We start from the raw sequence: 14899 nt of genomic DNA, 5'->3' as shown, positions 1-14899 counted from the left end.
GTTGTTACACACATCGGGCACTGTCATGGATCTGCCATCGCGATGCAATACGCGGGTCAAGCCTGCGCGCAAGTCTTGGTCATACCCGAGACGGACCTGCGCATGCGCGTTGCGATCATCACCGAGACCTGGCCACCGGAGATCAACGGGGTCGCGCTGACCGTGCAATCGCTGGCGCGCGGCCTCACCACGCTCGGCCATGCAGTCGAGCTGGTGCGCCCGCGCCAGGAATCCGAGCCGCATGCTCCAGCAGACGAGTTCGAGCAGGTGCTGCTGCCGGGCGCCGCGTTGCCACGCTATCCGGGCCTGCGCTTCGGCCTGCCGGCGCAGCGTCACCTGCACCGGCACTGGTCGGGGCGTCGACCGGACGCGCTGTACATCGCGACCGAGGGACCGCTCGGATTCTCTGCGCTCGGCGCCGCTCGTCGGCTCGGCATCCCCGCCTGCACCGGCTTCCACACGCGCTTCGACGATTTCGCCAACCACTACGGACTCGGCCTGTTGACGCCGCTCGTGTTCGCCTACCTGCGCCGCTTCCACAACCGCGCGGCGGCGACCCTCGTGCCGACCGCGGAACTGGTCGAGTTCCTCGGTTCGAACGGATTCCGCAACGTGCGCCTGCTCAGCCGCGCGGTCGACACGACGCTGTTCCATCCGCGCCATCGCGATGCGCAGTTGCGCGCGCGCTGGGGACTCGACGCGAACGACCTCGCGATCGTCCACGTCGGTCGCCTCGCCGCCGAGAAGAACCTCGGTCTCGCGGTGCGCGCGTTCGAGGCAATCCAGGCGCGCCATCCGCGTGCGCGCTTCGTGATCGTCGGCGATGGCCCGGCACGCGCGACGCTCGCGGCGCAGCACCCGCAGATCCTGTTCGCCGGCATGCTGCGAGGCGAGGATCTCGCGCGCCACTACGCCAGCGGCGACCTGTTCCTGTTCCCGAGTCGCAGCGAGACGTTCGGCAACGTCACCCTCGAAGCACTCGCCAGCGGCGTGCCGGTGGTCGCGTTCGACTACGGTGCCGCGCGCGAACACATCCGCAGCGAACGCGCCGGTGCACGCATCGAGCTCGGCAACGACGACCGGTTCGTCGAAGCCGCGCTTGGCATGGCCGACCGCATCGCAAATCCCCGCCCCGCACACGTGTCCGATGCCGCGCGCGCCAGCGTGTCCGCGCTGAGTCCGGCCAGCGTCGCCGAACATTTCGCCGACCTGCTCGGCTCCCTCGGCAGGAGGACGGCGGCATGACCACTTGGCAACGACTGGAGATCGGCAGCGGCGAACGCCGCCTGTGCCTGGCGATGAACCGCTGGGGCGCGCGGCGCGCATGGATGCGACTGTTCCGCCTGGTCAGCCGCCTCGGCGACGGGGTTTTCTGGTACGCGCTGATACTGCTGCTGGCCGTGCTCGGCGGCCACCGCGGCCTGCAGGCGGCCCTGCAAATGTCCGTCGTCGGCCTCGTCGCGTCCGTGCTCTACCGCTCGCTCAAGCACTGGACCAAGCGACCACGACCGTTTCGCGCGCACGCGGAAATCACTCCCTACATCGCCCCGCTCGACGAATTCAGCTTTCCGTCGGGACACACGCTGCACGCCGTCAGTTTCAGCCTGATCGCGCTCGCCTGGTTCCCGTGGCTCGCGCCCTTGCTGGTCCCGTTCACCCTGCTCGTCGCGATGTCGCGCGTCGTGCTCGGCATGCACTACCCGAGCGACGTGCTTGCCGCAACGCTGATCGGCGGCGTACTCGCGGGCGGTTCGTTCCTGTTGCTGCCGAACGGCGGATACTGAAGCTCAGAGCCGTTCGACGCGGGCGTGCGCGAGCGCACTGCGCCGCTGTCGTGGCCAATCGGCGAAATTCGAGACCTGGCCGTCGCGACGTCCGTGTTCGAGCGCATCGAGATCGACATCGGCGATCGCCCAGTCTGCGTCGGGCGACGCTTGCGCGGCAATGCCGTCGGATGGAAAGCCGCGATCAACCGGGGTGAAGATCGCCGCACTGCCGGTATTGGTGTCGAGCGCAGGGCTCCATGCCGCGTCGCCGGCGGTTACCGCGCAGGCGACGTAGAGCTGGTTTTCGAGTGCGCGCGCCTGACAGCCGATGCGCACGCGGTTCGCGCCGGCGATCGTGTCGGTGCAGCTCGGCACAAGCAGCAGGCGCGCGCCCGCTTCGGCCTGCGCGCGTGCGTGGAGCGGAAACTCGATGTCGTAGCAGATGTCGATCGCGATGCGCCCGAAGTCGGTCTCGAACACCTTGATTGCATCGCCCGGCTCGATCACGCCGCTCGCGCGCTCGAAGCCGGTCAGCGTGAGCTTGTCCTGGAACGCAAGTGCCCCGCCCGGCGTCGCGAGCCACGCGCGATTGCGGAAGCGACCCGAGCCGACTTCGGCGAGGAACGTGCCCGCAACGAGATGGATGGAATGGCGCATCGCCAGCTCGCGCGCGAGCGCGGGGTAGTCGTCGCGAATCGCCTGCAACGCGTGCAGCGAGCGCACGAAGTCCGCGCGGATCGGCGCCGCCTGGATCGCGGCGGCCTCCAGCGCGAGGTATTCCGGCAGCACCACGCAGCGGGCACCGGCTTGCACCGCCGCAGCGACGCGTTCGGCGACGCGATCGGCGAACGCGGCGAAATCCACCGGTGCGCCGATCGCATACTGCGCCGCGGCGACGCGCAGCATCATGCGCGCTCCAGCGGCCGCAGCCAGTAGCGCAAACGGTGAGACGTCGCTTCCGTCGCGCCCGTCTCGCGCCAGTCGATGCGGCAGAACATGTCAGGCTGGCGCTGGTAGCCGCGCTTGGTCCAGAACAACTCGTTGCCGCGATAGTCGGGCGGGCGCCGCGGGTCATCCTCGTCGCGCTCGACCGTGCAGAACGCGGTCATCGCAAAGGAGCCGTTGCGCCGCGCATGCGCCTCGCGCTCGTCGAAGAACCGGTGGCCGATGCCGCGGTTGCGGTACGCGGCCAGCAGCACCGACTCGCCGAAATAGAACACCTCCGCATACGGGATCGAACGGGCGAAGAACGCCTGCTTGAACGCCGACGTCTCGTGCTCCAGCGGAATGCCGGTCGAAGCGCCCACCACCTTGTCGCCATCGAGCGCGAGCACGAACAGGCTTGCGTCGGACGCCGCATAGGTCGCGAGATACTTGGTCTCGTAGTCGACGTCGCCGTCGTACAGGTACGGCCACTCGCGGAACACCGCGATGCGCAAGGCCGCGAGCGCTGGCAGCCACGGCTCCACTTCCGCACCGATGAAGGTCTCGATGGCCGTCATGCGCCCACGGTAGCGGCAAGCGCGTGGCCTCGCCAGTCGGCGGCGGCACTGCCGGCGAGGCGTCCGCTGGCGAAGCAGGCGGTCAAGAGATAACCGCCGGTCGGCGCTTCCCAGTCGATCATTTCGCCAGCACAGAACACGCCGGGCACGGCGCGCAACATGAGCTGGTCGTCGAGCGCGTCGAAGCGCACGCCGCCCGCCGAGCTGATCGCTTCCTCGATCGGCCGTGCGCGCAGCAAGGTCAGCGGCAAGGCCTTCAGCGTCGCCGCGACCCGCCCCGGGTCGGACAACGCCTCTTTCGGCAGGACCTCGTACAACAGGCCCGCCTTGACGCCGTCGATGCCCGCGACGCGCCGCAGGTGCTCGCTGACCGAGCGCGTTCCGCGCGGTCGTGCAAGCTCGCTGGCGAGACGCGCCTGATCGCGCCCAGGAACGAGGTCGAGGCGGATCACGGCGCGGCCGGAGCGGGCGATCTCGTCGCGCAATGCGGCGCTGCACGCGTACACGAGGCTGCCTTCGATGCCGTAGGCGCTGGCGATGAATTCACCTTGGCGACGCTGCGTTCCTCCGCGGCCATCGCCGCACTCGATCACGACCGGCTTCAGCGCATGACCTGCGTGTTTCGCCGCGAAATGTGCACTCCATTCCACCTCGAAGCCGCAGTTCGACGGTTGCAGGGGTGCGACGCCCACCCCGCGCTGCGCGAGCGCTTCGATCCAGGCGCCGTTGGAGCCGAGCACCGGCCAGCTGGCGCCACCGAGCGCAAGGACGGTCGCATCGGCTTCGACGCGCACGCTGCCGCCCTCGGTTTCGAACCGCAGCGCCTGCGCGCCGTCCCAGCCTTGCCAGTTGTGGTTCATGTGGAAGCGCACGCCACTCGCACGCAGGCGACGCACCCATGCGCGCAACAGCGGCGCTGCCTTCAGGTCCAGCGGAAAGACCCGGCCGGAACTGCCGACGAACGTCTGGACACCGAGACCGCGCGCCCATTCGCGCAACGCATCCGCGTCGAAACCGCGCAACCACGCAGTGATTTCGTCGCGCCGATCGCCGTAGCGCGCGACGAAGGTTTCGAAAGGATCGGAATGGGTCAGGTTGAGGCCGCCCTTGCCTGCGACGAGGAACTTGCGACCGACCGAGCCCATGCGATCGTGGACATCCACCTGCGCGCCGTACGCACGCGCTGTCTCGGCTGCCATCAATCCGGCCGGGCCACCGCCAATCACCGCGACCCGTGTCGCCGTGCCGGTCGCCATATCAGACCGCCACGCCAACCTGACGCAGCCAGTCCTGCAGGTTGTAGTAGTTCGTCACGCGCGCGATGCGCCCGTCGCGGATATCGAAGAATGCCCCGCCGGGCAGTACATAGACCTGTCCGGACGCCGCCGGCAAGCCTTCGTCCGTCGCCTTGTAGCGACCGTGCACGACGTACTCCGCCCCTGCGCGCGCGCCTCCTGCACCGGACAGCACCACGATGTCACGCAACTGCTCGGCATAGCAGCGATCCATCCGCGCGAGGAACGCGCGGAATGTCTCGCGTCCATGTTCGCGCGCGCCCTGGTTGAGATCGTGCACGACATCGTCGCTAAGGCAGTCGAGCATCGCGCTCCAGTCGCCGCGGTTGAAGGCGGCGTAATAGCGTTCGATCAGCGCATGGGTGTCGCGGTCGGTCATGGTGGGCTTCCGAGGTCCGGAGCGTCATCCTAACCGCCGCACGCGCAAACGAGAACGATGTCGAATGCCGCGTTACAGCCAGTGCAGCAGGCCGCTCGCACGCAGCGCCCAGAACATCCCGAACAGGCTCCAGAACGACTTGCGCAAGCCGCGTGCGGCGAGCCAGCCGACCGCGACGATCAGCAGCAGCGGCAGGTACTTCTCCAGCGTTTCGCGCTGGCCGGCGGAAAGATTCGGAAGCGGGACGTTCATCGCGATCTCCTTGGCACCTTCGGCGGTGCGGGAGCATCATCGCGGCCCGTCGACCTCGATGGCAGCCGCAGGCGTCAGCGATCGCGGGTGACGGCTGTCACCTCGGTCATTCCTTGACCGGAAACACTTCGGCGTCCGGCATGACATCACCGACGACATCGACGCCCTTTGGCGGGGTGAACGTGAACGTGCCGATAGGCATCGGCGGATTGCGCTTCCAGTCGGCGAAGCGGATCTCGGTCGTGTTGCCAAGCTGGTCCTTGAACACCATGCGCTGCAACGACGCATGGTCGAGCCCCAGTTCGGCGTACTCGAACTCCGGTTCCTTCGCCTTCGAGACGAGGCGCAGCCAGGCGAGGCCGTCATGTTCGCCTGCCTCGCTCGTGCCGAACTGGTGGTCGAGCTGCGACAGATCGGTCAGTACGGTCAGCGGACTATGCGCCTCCGCAGCGCTCTGGCTGCGCACCGAAACCTGTTCCAGATCCGGTTCGTAGACCCACACGCGCGCACCGTCGGCGACGATCGTCTGCTGGTAGGGCGCGGTCGTCTCCCAGCGGAACTGGCGTGGCGCCTCAAGCGCGAGCGTGCCGCGCGATTCGTCACCGCGATGGCCATTCGCGTCGGTGACGGATTGGCTGAAGTTCGCGCTAACGGATTTCAATGAATTGGAGAACGCCTCCATGCGCCCGCGCGCGGTGCCGTTCCCGAATGCCGGCTGGATGCAAAGCAGGAGGATCAAGATTGACGCGGCGGTCAGGCGCATGGGGTCGGAGGTGGCGTTGGCGGACGTGCATTGTCCATGTTCGGCCAGGAATCGCCAGTGGGTCGGCGAGCCGGGAGCGGCACGGCGCCGGGATTTGCACGGCGCCGCAGTCCGGGTGCGTCAGTGAGGCTGCGCAACGCCGTCGAGCAGGGAATTTGCCGCCTTGCTGTCGCCCGATTGCGCGATGTTGCTCAGCGCGACAATGCCGACCAGGCGTTTTTCGCGGTCCACGACCGGCAGGCGCCGCACGCCAAGCTCGGCCATGTTCTGCGCGACCTTCTCGACATCCTCATGGTCATGGCAATACTTGATCGCGGTGGTCATCACGTCGCGCACGGGCGTGTCGTGGCCGAGGCCGTGCGCAAGCGCGCGCAGAGCGAGGTCGCGGTCGGTCACCATGCCGACAAGGCGGTCGTTCTCGCGGACCGGCAGGCTGCCGATGTCGGCGCTCGCCATCAACTGGGCGGCTTCACGGATGGTCTGGCCGGGTTCGACGAGCTTCACATCGCCGGTCATCACGTCGCGGATCGTCTTCATGGCCACTCCTTTGCTTGCGGACGACGCACCATGCCTGCATCAAGCTGAACGCTCGGCGACGCCCGACCCGACGGGCTGCGACCGCTCGAGCCCGGCGATCAATCGCGCCGGCTCGTCGACGCCGAGGTAGAGCGTGCCGATCCGGCGCGAGCCGCCGAGCCATCCCGGCACTTCGATCGCGGGCGCGAGCTCGATACGCACGTTCGGCGCACCGGCGTCGCAGTACCGCACTACGCCCGGCGCACGGCGACGCACTGGCCGATCGTGCGCGCATGCCACGGCGATGCGTTCGCGCGGAACACGCAGTTCCGCCGACAGACCGTAGCGCACGTAGAGGGCATCCGCATCGAGGGAAATCGGGCGGCGCAACGTCGCGCGGTATTCGGCCAGCAGGAAGCACAGTCCCCACGCCGACAACAGGCTGACGATCCAGGCCACGCGCGCGCTGCCGAACAGCGTCAGCAAGACGTGCAGCAACGGCAACTCGATCGCGACCAGCAGCATGAAGCCCTGCAGGTTCGACGCATGCCCGTCCTTGCGCGCATAGCCGAAATGCTCGTCGCCGGCGAAACACAATGGACGCCGTCCCGCGAACAGCGCGTAGAACCACAGGCGCACCTCGAATGCGAGCAGCGGCACCACCGGCGAGTCGCCGAGGCGCGCACGCAGGCTGGCGGCAATCGCCTGTTCGGGGTCTCTTTCGGTGCGCAGGCCGTGCAGGACCAGGCGAACCAGTCCGACCGCCAGCGCGATCTCGCCGAGCACGAGCAACACCGCGAGGAAATTACGCAGCAGTCGCAGCGATCCGAGCCATTGCTGGCTGTCTGCCGGCACGATCCAGCCGGCCAGCGTGATGCCACTGACCGCCAGCAGCGCCGCACCGATCCACGCACGCCGTCCGTCGCGGCGAAACACGACGAGGTACGCCAGCGGCAAGGCCAGCAGCAGGTCGACCAGCACCGGCCATTCGGGTGGCGTGGTCGCCGGCGCCATCAGCCAGCCCGGCGCATGTCGCGCGAGCCAGGCGTTGGCGACGCAGACGGCGCCCGCGAAAAGCAGGAACACTGCTTTTCGATTCGCCTTCGAGGTCTGCGTCGACATGCGCGCGTCCTTCTTCAATCTTCCGGCGGCGGCGGCGCCAGCACGGTGCGGTTGCCGTTGTGCTCCGGCGAACTGACCACGCCGTCGCGCTCCATCTGCTCGATCAGGCGCGCGGCGCGGTTGTAGCCGATGCGCAGGTGGCGCTGCACGCCGGAGATCGACGCGCGGCGTGTCTTGGTCACGATCGCCACGGCCTTGTCGTAGAGCTGGGCGTCCTCGCCGCCTTCGCCGTCGCCGGCGTCCTGCGGCAAGCCGGTTTCGCTGATGACCTGGCCGTTGCCGAGCGACTGCACTTCCTCGAGCACGCCTTCGATGTAGTCCGGCGCGCCCTGCTCGCGCAACCAGTGCACGACCTTGTGCACCTCGTGGTCGTCGACGAACGCGCCGTGCACCCGCTCGGGCATCGCGGTACCCGGCGGCAGATACAGCATGTCGCCATGGCCGAGCAGCGTCTCAGCGCCGGATTGGTCGAGGATCGTGCGCGAGTCGATCTTGGACGACACCTGGAACGCGATGCGCGTCGGGATGTTCGCCTTGATCAGGCCGGTGATGACGTCGACCGACGGACGCTGCGTGGCAAGGATCAGGTGCACGCCCGCCGCGCGCGCCTTTTGCGCGAGGCGCGCGATGAGTTCCTCGACCTTCTTGCCGACGATCATCATCATGTCGGCGAATTCGTCGATGATGACGACGATGTACGGCAATGGCTGCAGCGGTTCGGCCACGCGCGACGGTTGCGACGCGTCGGGGCGGAACAGCGGATCGAGCAGCGGATGGCCCGCGTCTTCGGCGTCCTTGACCTTCTTGTTGAAGCCGGCGAGGTTGCGCACGCCGACCGCCGACATCACCTTGTAGCGGCGCTCCATCTCGGCGACGCACCACCGCAGTGCGTTCGCCGCTTCCTTCATGTCGGTGACGACCGGCGCGAGCAGGTGCGGGATGCCCTGATAGACCGAGAGCTCGAGCATCTTCGGGTCGATCATGATCATGCGCACGTCTTTCGCGCTCGACTTGTACAACAGGCTCAGCACCATCGCGTTGACCGCGACCGACTTGCCCGAACCGGTGGTTCCGGCAACCAGCAGGTGCGGCATCTTGGCGAGGTCGACCACCACGGGTTTTCCGCCGATGTCCTTGCCGAGCGCGAGCGCGAGCGGCGACTTCAGCGTGTCGTACTTGTCCGAGCGCAGGATCTCGGAAAGGTAGACGATCTCGCGGTTCGAATTCGGGATCTCGAGGCCGATCACCGACTTGCCCGGGATAACGTCGACCACGCGCACGCTCGTCACCGACAGGCCGCGCGCGATGTCCTTGTCGAGCGTCGAGATCTGGCTGCCCTTGATGCCGGGCGCCGGCTGCATCTCGAAGCGCGTGATCACCGGCCCCGGGAACACGCCGACGACCTGCGCCTCGATGCGGAAATCCTTGAGCTTGAGTTCGACCTGGCGTGACAGCGCCTCCAGCGTTTCTTCCGAATAGCCCTTGACCTGCTGCCTCGGCTCGTCGAGCAGGGACAACGGCGGCAATTCGCCCTCGCCCGACGCGCCGGAAAACAGCGGAATCTGCGTCTCGCGCCGCGCGCGGTCGCTCTTCTCGATCGGCGCGACGACCGGCTCGATCCTGATCGGTTCGCGCTTGGACTGCTTGACGGTGTCGATCTTGCGCACGACCTCGCGCTCGGCGCGCGCCTCGCGCGCGGCGTTCCAGTCCTCGGCACGCTTCATGCGGTCGGCGACGCCGGCGCCTGCGCCCAGCAGGAAGCGACCGATACCGTCCATGAGCTTGAACCACGACAAGCTCGTCGCGAGCGTGATCGCCACCAGCAGCAACGCGAGCAGGAACAGGCCGGCACCGAGCGGCCCGAAACTGTGCATGAGGCTGCCGCCGACCAGCTGGCCGAGGATGCCTCCGCGACCGGCGGGGAGGATTGTCGGCCCGCTCGCCTGCAGGAAAGCGAGACCAGGACCCGCGATGAAGAATGCGACGAAACCGACCAGGCGCAAGGTCGGTTCCAGCGGTGAGCGCTCCTCGCGGCTGGCGCCACGCAGCACGACCGCGCCAACGACGAGCAGCAACAACGGCAGCGCGTAGGCAACCAGGCCGATCAAGTAGAAGACGAGGTCGGCGATCCAGGCGCCAAACGCGCCGCCGAAATTGTGGATGCCATGCGATGGATCGCCCGCGTGCGACCAGCCCGGGTCGTTCTGGCTGTAGCTGGCGAAGCACGCAAACAGGTAGATCGCAAGCGGGAGCAGCAGCAGGAAGCCGGCCTCGCGCAGGCGCTTGTGCCAGTGCTCGTCGAGCCGGGGAATGGGTTTTTCCGCTTTCTGGACGCGCGCCACCAGGAGAATTTACCTGAAATCCCTACAGTAGATCACTGTATTGGTTTAATAATTGTGGCGAAAGTCCGCGCGAAGCTTCGCGCGGACCCATGGACCAAGCGGCTTCTCAGCCCTTCAGCGCCGGATGGACGATCTTGCCGCCTTCGACGTTGATACCGACCTTGAGCGGCTCGAACTTGCGCCAGTTCTTGTCGGTCGCGAGGCGCTGCACGTAGGGCAGGATCGCGGCGCAGATCGCCTGCGACGATGTCTGCGGCACCGCACCCGGCATGTTCGTCACGCAGAAATGGGTGACGCCGTCGACAAGGTAGGTCGGGTCCTTGTAGGTGGTCGGCTTGGAAGTCTCGAAGCAGCCGCCCTGGTCGATCGAGATGTCGACCAGCACGGAACCCGGCTCCATCGACTTCACCATCGCGCGCGTTACCACGTGTGGCGCCTTCGCGCTCGGGATCAGCACCGCGCCGATCACGAGGTCGGCATCGCGCACTTCGCGTGCGACGTATTCCTCGTAGGGGTACAGCGCCGTCACGTTGCTGCCGAGCGCCATCATCTGGGCGAGGCGGTCCGGGCGCTTGTCGAACACGACGACGTTGGCCCCCATCGCAGCCGCGAGCGCCGCCGAGTTGCCGCCCGCCGCACCTGCGCCGAGCACGACGACCTTGCCGCGTTCGGTCGAAGGCAGGCCGCCGAGCAGCTTGCCCTTGCCGCCCGCCGGCTGGTGCAGCAGATGCGTGCCGATCTGTGTCGCGATGCGGCCCGCGATGATCGACATCGGCGCCAGCAGCGGCAGCGAACCGTCGCTTTCAGTCACGCTCTCGAACGCGACGCCGGTCAGGCCGATGTCGAGCAGCTGCCTGGTCAACTTCGGTTCGGCCGCCAAATGCAGGTAGCAGAACAGCAGGTGGTCCTTGCGCAGGTGCTTGAGATCGCCCGCGATCGGCTCCTTGACCTTCACGATCAGTTCGCCGATCTCGTACAGCTTCTTCGCGGTCGGCACCAGCTTGACGCCGATGCGCGCGTAGTCCTCGTCCTTGAAACCGCTCTTCAGGCCGGCACCGGCCTGCACGTAGACGTCATGGCCACGGCGCACGAGATCGGCGCAGGCGGCGGGCACGAGCGCGACGCGCCCTTCCAGGGTCTTGGTTTCCGAAGGCACACCGATACGCATTGCTGGTTCCTCGAAAGAGTGACTGCGAATCACGGACGGCGCCTTGAATCGTGCGAGCGTTCCCTCCATTCTCCGGTCTCCCGCACGCCCGCCTGCCGTGGTTCGACAGGCCGGGAACGCCAAGGGAATCGGAATCGCCGGCGCAATCCTCGCAGCACCGGTGTCGGAAAAAACGCCACGAGATGGTCGCCTCGAAAGCGGCCCGGATTATACATGAGCACTGCCAAGCACTCGCGACTGATCATCCTCGGCTCCGGCCCGGCCGGCTACACCGCTGCGGTTTATGCCGCGCGCGCCAACCTCAAGCCGACCCTCATCACCGGCCTTGCGCAAGGCGGCCAGCTGATGACCACCACCGATGTGGACAACTGGCCCGGCGACGTCGAGGGCCTGCAGGGGCCGCAGCTCATGCAGCGCATGGCCGAGCATGCCGAGCGCTTCAACACCGAGATGGTGTTCGACCACATCCACAGCACCGACCTGTTGCAGCGCCCGTTCCGCCTCAAGGGAGACAGCGGGGAATACACCTGCGACGCGCTGATCATCGCGACCGGTGCGACCGCGAAATACCTCGGCATCCGCTCCGAGGAACACTACAAGGGCAAGGGCGTGTCGGCCTGCGCGACCTGCGACGGCTTCTTCTTCCGCGAGCAGGACGTCGCGGTGATCGGCGGCGGCAACACCGCAGTCGAGGAAGCGCTGTACCTGTCCAACATCTGCCGCAAGGTCACGCTCGTGCATCGGCGCGACAAGCTGCGCGCCGAGAAGATCATGCAGGACAAGCTGTTCGAGAAGCAGCGCGCCGGCAAGATCGACATCGTCTGGAACCACGCCGTCGATGAGGTGCTGGGCGACGACAGCGGCGTCAGCGGCCTGCGCCTGCGCAGCACCACCGACAACGCGACGCGCGAGATCGCGGTGACCGGCGCGTTCATCGCGATCGGCCACACGCCGAACACCTCGATCTTCGAGGGCCAACTCGACATGAAGAACGGCTACATCACGATCCGCACCGGCCTCGATGGCGGCGCCACCGCGACCAGCGTGGCGGGCGTATTCGCCGCCGGTGACGTTGCCGACCAGGTCTACCGACAGGCCGTCACATCAGCCGGCTTCGGCTGCATGGCCGCGCTCGACGCCGAGAAATTCCTCGACAAGGGCTGAAAAGCAGGCGCGCGGAAGCAGCCTGAAACACCCAAGCACACACGGCATGCAAAGAATGCAGGACAACCGCTTTCCCCCTGCTTGCCCTGTGCGCTTCGTGTTCCCATCTCGGTCTTGACATTCACTGGGCGCCCTTCGTGCTCCAATTCCCCGCCCGCTCGATCCGGCGTTCGTGAAAGCGCGCTTCCACCCCAGGCTGAAGGACATTCCGGCGGCGCACTGGGATGCGCTGCGCGGCGACGACAGCCCGTTCCTCGCGCATGCATTCCTTTCCGGCCTCGAGGAACACGATTGCGCGACCCTGCGCAATGGCTGGCAGGCGCATCACCTCGGCCTGTACGACGGAGTGCGCCTGGTGGCTGCGGCGCCGCTGTACCTCAAGCACGACTCGCACGGCGAGTTCGTGTTCGACTGGAGCTGGGCGCATGCCTATGCCGAACACGGACTGGACTACTACCCGAAGCTGCTGTGCGCGGTGCCGTATTCGCCGGTCGGCGGAGCGCGCCTGCTGGCGGGCCGCGCCGATGATGCGCCGATGCTGCATGCCGCACTCGTCGACGCGATGCGTGCCGAAGCCACGCGGCTCGGACTCTCATCGGCACACCTCAATTTCGCCGCAGCAAGCGACATCGCTGCAATCGCCGGCAGCGAATGGCTGCCGCGCTTCGACTGGCAGTTCCATTGGCACAACGCACCTGGCTGGCGCGATTTCGACGACTTCCTCGCAGCACTCAGCCACAAGAAACGCAAGAACATCCGCCACGAACGCGCGCAGGTTGCGCGCGCGGGCATCACCTGCCAGGTCCGCCACGGCGACGAACTCGAGGACACCGAGTGGAGGGCGCTGCACGATTTCTATCTCGCGACGTTCGAGGACAAGGGCAATTACCCTGCCCTTACGCTCGCATTCTTCCGCCACCTTGGCGCGGAGATGCCGCGCAACGTCGTCGCGGTACTGTGCAGGCGCGGCGATCGGCTCGTCGCCGGCAGCCTCATGTTGCGAAGTTCAGACACGCTGTACGGACGCTACTGGGGCTGCCGCGAGCAGGTGCCGGGGCTGCACTTCGAAGCCTGCTACTACCAGGGCATCGACTATTGCCTGCGCGAGGGCCTGTGCACTTTCGAGCCCGGCGCGCAGGGAGAACACAAGGTTGCGCGCGGCTTCCTGCCGGAACGCACGCACTCCTTCCACTGGATCGCCGATCCGCGCTTCCGCCGCGCGATCCTGCACGCGCTGCGCGCGGAGAACGTCGCCCTGGAAAACTATCGCAACGAGCTTCTCGCGCATTCACCCTTCGTGGCAGCGCCAGCAAAGCAGGAAGACTGATCGCCGTCGGCGCGTGGTTGTACATTGGAACCCCGAGCGGCCGAAGCTGGCACACGTGTCCGCGATTGAACCACGCCACATTTCGATGCAGCCCGGCGGCGAAACGGCATGCGAATCCACTGGTTGAACGCCGGCGTCACGACATTCCCGCCGGTCGACCGCGCGCTGGCCGAACCCGATGGCCTGCTCGCGGCCGGCGGTGACCTCGCGCCCGCCCGCCTGCTCTCGGCCTATCGTCACGGCATCTTCCCGTGGTACTCCGACGGCCAGCCGATCCTGTGGTGGTCGCCATCGCAGCGCACGGTGTTCGATACCGGCGCTGTGCATGTCCCGCGCCGGCTCGCGCGTTGGCTGCGCGGCTGCGACTGGCGCATCCGCGCTGATACCTCATTCTCGGACGTCATCCGTGCCTGCGCCGCGCCGCGCCGCCACGAACGCGGCACCTGGATCACCGATGACATGCTCGCCGCGTACGCCGAACTGCACGCCCTCGGTCATGCGCACTCGGTCGAAGCCTGGAATGGCGACCACCTCGTCGGCGGCATCTACGGCATCGCGGTAGGCCGGATGTTCTTCGGCGAGTCGATGTTCAGCGGAGCGACGAACGGATCGAAGGTGGCCCTGCTTGCGTTGTGCCGCGCGATGCGCGACTGGGGCTGGCCGCTGCTCGATGCGCAGGTCGCCTCCGACCACCTGTTCACGCTTGGCGCGCGTGAAATGCCACGTGCGGAGTTCTGCGCCGAAGTGGGCAAGCTGGTCCGCCTGTCCGGCCACGAAGGCCCGTGGACAAGGCAGTTTCCGGCACTCGATCCGGCGGATCTGGCGTCCTGATCAGGGCCGTTGTGGCGGATTCACGACGTTTTCGCTTCCAGCGGCCGCCCGATCGTGGCAGAATCGCGCGCCTTTCCGGGCCTGACGCCCGGCCATATCGGGAAACAATGTCCAAAGATGATGTCATCGAAATGGAAGGCTCGATCCTCGAGACGCTTCCGAACACGATGTTCCGCGTGAAGCTGGAGAACGGTCACGTCGTGATCGCGCATATCTCCGGGCGCATGCGCAAGAACTACATCCGCATCCTCACCGGCGACAAGGTCAAGGTCGAAATGACCCCATACGACCTCACGAAGGGCCGCATCACCTATCGCATGAAGTGAGCGCAGGATGCGCCCAACCCACGAAGTACACGGATGTACGCTGACGCGCTATCCAGCGCCTTCGAGCCCTTGCAGTAGCGGCGGGTGCGGTTACATCCGGACGGCTACTCTGCACCGCACATGACAAAAAGGCCGCGCACCGCGCG

At 67.0% G+C, this 14899-nt stretch carries 16 protein-coding genes; 6 read left to right on the top strand and 10 right to left on the bottom strand.

The window, feature by feature from the left end; all coding sequences use genetic code 11:
* Positions 1 to 102: 102 nt before the first annotated feature.
* Together ACILRJ_RS05300 and ACILRJ_RS05295 are read left to right on the top strand one after the other, a co-directional pair.
* Positions 103 to 1245, top strand: coding sequence for a glycosyltransferase family 4 protein (locus ACILRJ_RS05300; RefSeq protein WP_395681117.1), 1143 nt, complete (start codon positions 103 to 105; stop codon positions 1243 to 1245).
* The gene (locus ACILRJ_RS05295; protein WP_395681115.1) at positions 1242 to 1784 is read left to right on the top strand and encodes a phosphatase PAP2 family protein; all 543 of its coding nucleotides are present in this window, start codon (positions 1242 to 1244) and stop codon (positions 1782 to 1784) included. Before ACILRJ_RS05300 ends, ACILRJ_RS05295 begins: the two co-directional genes overlap by 4 nt.
* A gap of 3 nt (positions 1785 to 1787) precedes the next feature.
* Here the strand turns inward: ACILRJ_RS05295 and ACILRJ_RS05290 are convergent, their stop codons facing one another.
* From ACILRJ_RS05290 to ald, 10 genes are all read right to left on the bottom strand, one after another.
* A complete protein-coding gene (locus tag ACILRJ_RS05290; protein ID WP_395682038.1) occupies positions 1788 to 2669 on the bottom strand; it encodes a carbon-nitrogen hydrolase family protein in 882 nt (293 codons plus the stop codon).
* A gap of 2 nt (positions 2670 to 2671) precedes the next feature.
* Positions 2672 to 3268: a GNAT family N-acetyltransferase gene (locus ACILRJ_RS05285; RefSeq protein ID WP_395681113.1), complete on the bottom strand. Its 597-nt coding sequence runs from the start codon at positions 3266 to 3268 to the stop codon at positions 2672 to 2674.
* Entirely contained in the window at positions 3265 to 4524 is a 1260-nt protein-coding gene (locus ACILRJ_RS05280) for a TIGR03862 family flavoprotein (protein ID WP_395681111.1), read from the bottom strand. The genes ACILRJ_RS05285 and ACILRJ_RS05280 overlap by 4 nt, the downstream gene beginning before the upstream one ends.
* A gap of 1 nt (position 4525) precedes the next feature.
* Positions 4526 to 4942, bottom strand: a complete 417-nt coding sequence (locus tag ACILRJ_RS05275; protein WP_395681109.1) for a ketosteroid isomerase-related protein — start codon at positions 4940 to 4942, stop codon at positions 4526 to 4528.
* A gap of 72 nt (positions 4943 to 5014) precedes the next feature.
* Positions 5015 to 5194: a hypothetical protein gene (locus tag ACILRJ_RS05270; RefSeq protein WP_395681107.1), complete on the bottom strand. Its 180-nt coding sequence runs from the start codon at positions 5192 to 5194 to the stop codon at positions 5015 to 5017.
* 106 nt (positions 5195 to 5300) lie between these two features.
* Positions 5301 to 5933, bottom strand: a complete 633-nt coding sequence (gene lolA / locus ACILRJ_RS05265) for an outer membrane lipoprotein chaperone LolA (RefSeq protein WP_395681105.1) — start codon at positions 5931 to 5933, stop codon at positions 5301 to 5303.
* Between the two features lie 144 nt (positions 5934 to 6077).
* Positions 6078 to 6494 (bottom strand): CBS domain-containing protein, encoded by a 417-nt coding sequence (locus tag ACILRJ_RS05260; protein WP_395681103.1) that lies wholly within the window; start codon positions 6492 to 6494, stop codon positions 6078 to 6080.
* A 39-nt stretch (positions 6495 to 6533) separates the two neighbouring features.
* Entirely contained in the window at positions 6534 to 7595 is a 1062-nt protein-coding gene (locus ACILRJ_RS05255; RefSeq protein ID WP_395681101.1) for a hypothetical protein, read from the bottom strand.
* Positions 7596 to 7609: 14 nt separating this feature from the next.
* A complete protein-coding gene (locus ACILRJ_RS05250) occupies positions 7610 to 9937 on the bottom strand; it encodes a DNA translocase FtsK (RefSeq protein ID WP_395681099.1) in 2328 nt (775 codons plus the stop codon).
* 106 nt (positions 9938 to 10043) lie between these two features.
* The gene (gene ald / locus ACILRJ_RS05245) at positions 10044 to 11105 is read right to left on the bottom strand and encodes an alanine dehydrogenase (protein WP_395681097.1); all 1062 of its coding nucleotides are present in this window, start codon (positions 11103 to 11105) and stop codon (positions 10044 to 10046) included.
* A gap of 213 nt (positions 11106 to 11318) precedes the next feature.
* Here ald and trxB point away from each other — a divergent pair, with 213 nt between their 5' ends.
* The 4 genes from trxB (at position 11319) to infA (ending at position 14753) form a co-directional block, all read left to right on the top strand.
* Positions 11319 to 12269: a thioredoxin-disulfide reductase gene (trxB, locus tag ACILRJ_RS05240; protein WP_395681095.1), complete on the top strand. Its 951-nt coding sequence runs from the start codon at positions 11319 to 11321 to the stop codon at positions 12267 to 12269.
* Positions 12270 to 12441: 172 nt separating this feature from the next.
* Positions 12442 to 13596: a GNAT family N-acetyltransferase gene (locus tag ACILRJ_RS05235; RefSeq protein ID WP_395681093.1), complete on the top strand. Its 1155-nt coding sequence runs from the start codon at positions 12442 to 12444 to the stop codon at positions 13594 to 13596.
* A gap of 108 nt (positions 13597 to 13704) precedes the next feature.
* The gene (gene aat, locus ACILRJ_RS05230; protein ID WP_395681091.1) at positions 13705 to 14427 is read left to right on the top strand and encodes a leucyl/phenylalanyl-tRNA--protein transferase; all 723 of its coding nucleotides are present in this window, start codon (positions 13705 to 13707) and stop codon (positions 14425 to 14427) included.
* A 107-nt stretch (positions 14428 to 14534) separates the two neighbouring features.
* A complete protein-coding gene (infA, locus tag ACILRJ_RS05225; RefSeq protein ID WP_395681089.1) occupies positions 14535 to 14753 on the top strand; it encodes a translation initiation factor IF-1 in 219 nt (72 codons plus the stop codon).
* The last annotated feature ends 146 nt before the right edge of the window (positions 14754 to 14899 follow it).

The sequence above is a fragment of the Dokdonella sp. genome, assembly GCF_044227025.1.
GTDB lineage: Bacteria > Pseudomonadota > Gammaproteobacteria > Xanthomonadales > Rhodanobacteraceae > Dokdonella_A.
This window is presented reverse-complemented; position numbering and strand designations above follow the sequence as displayed.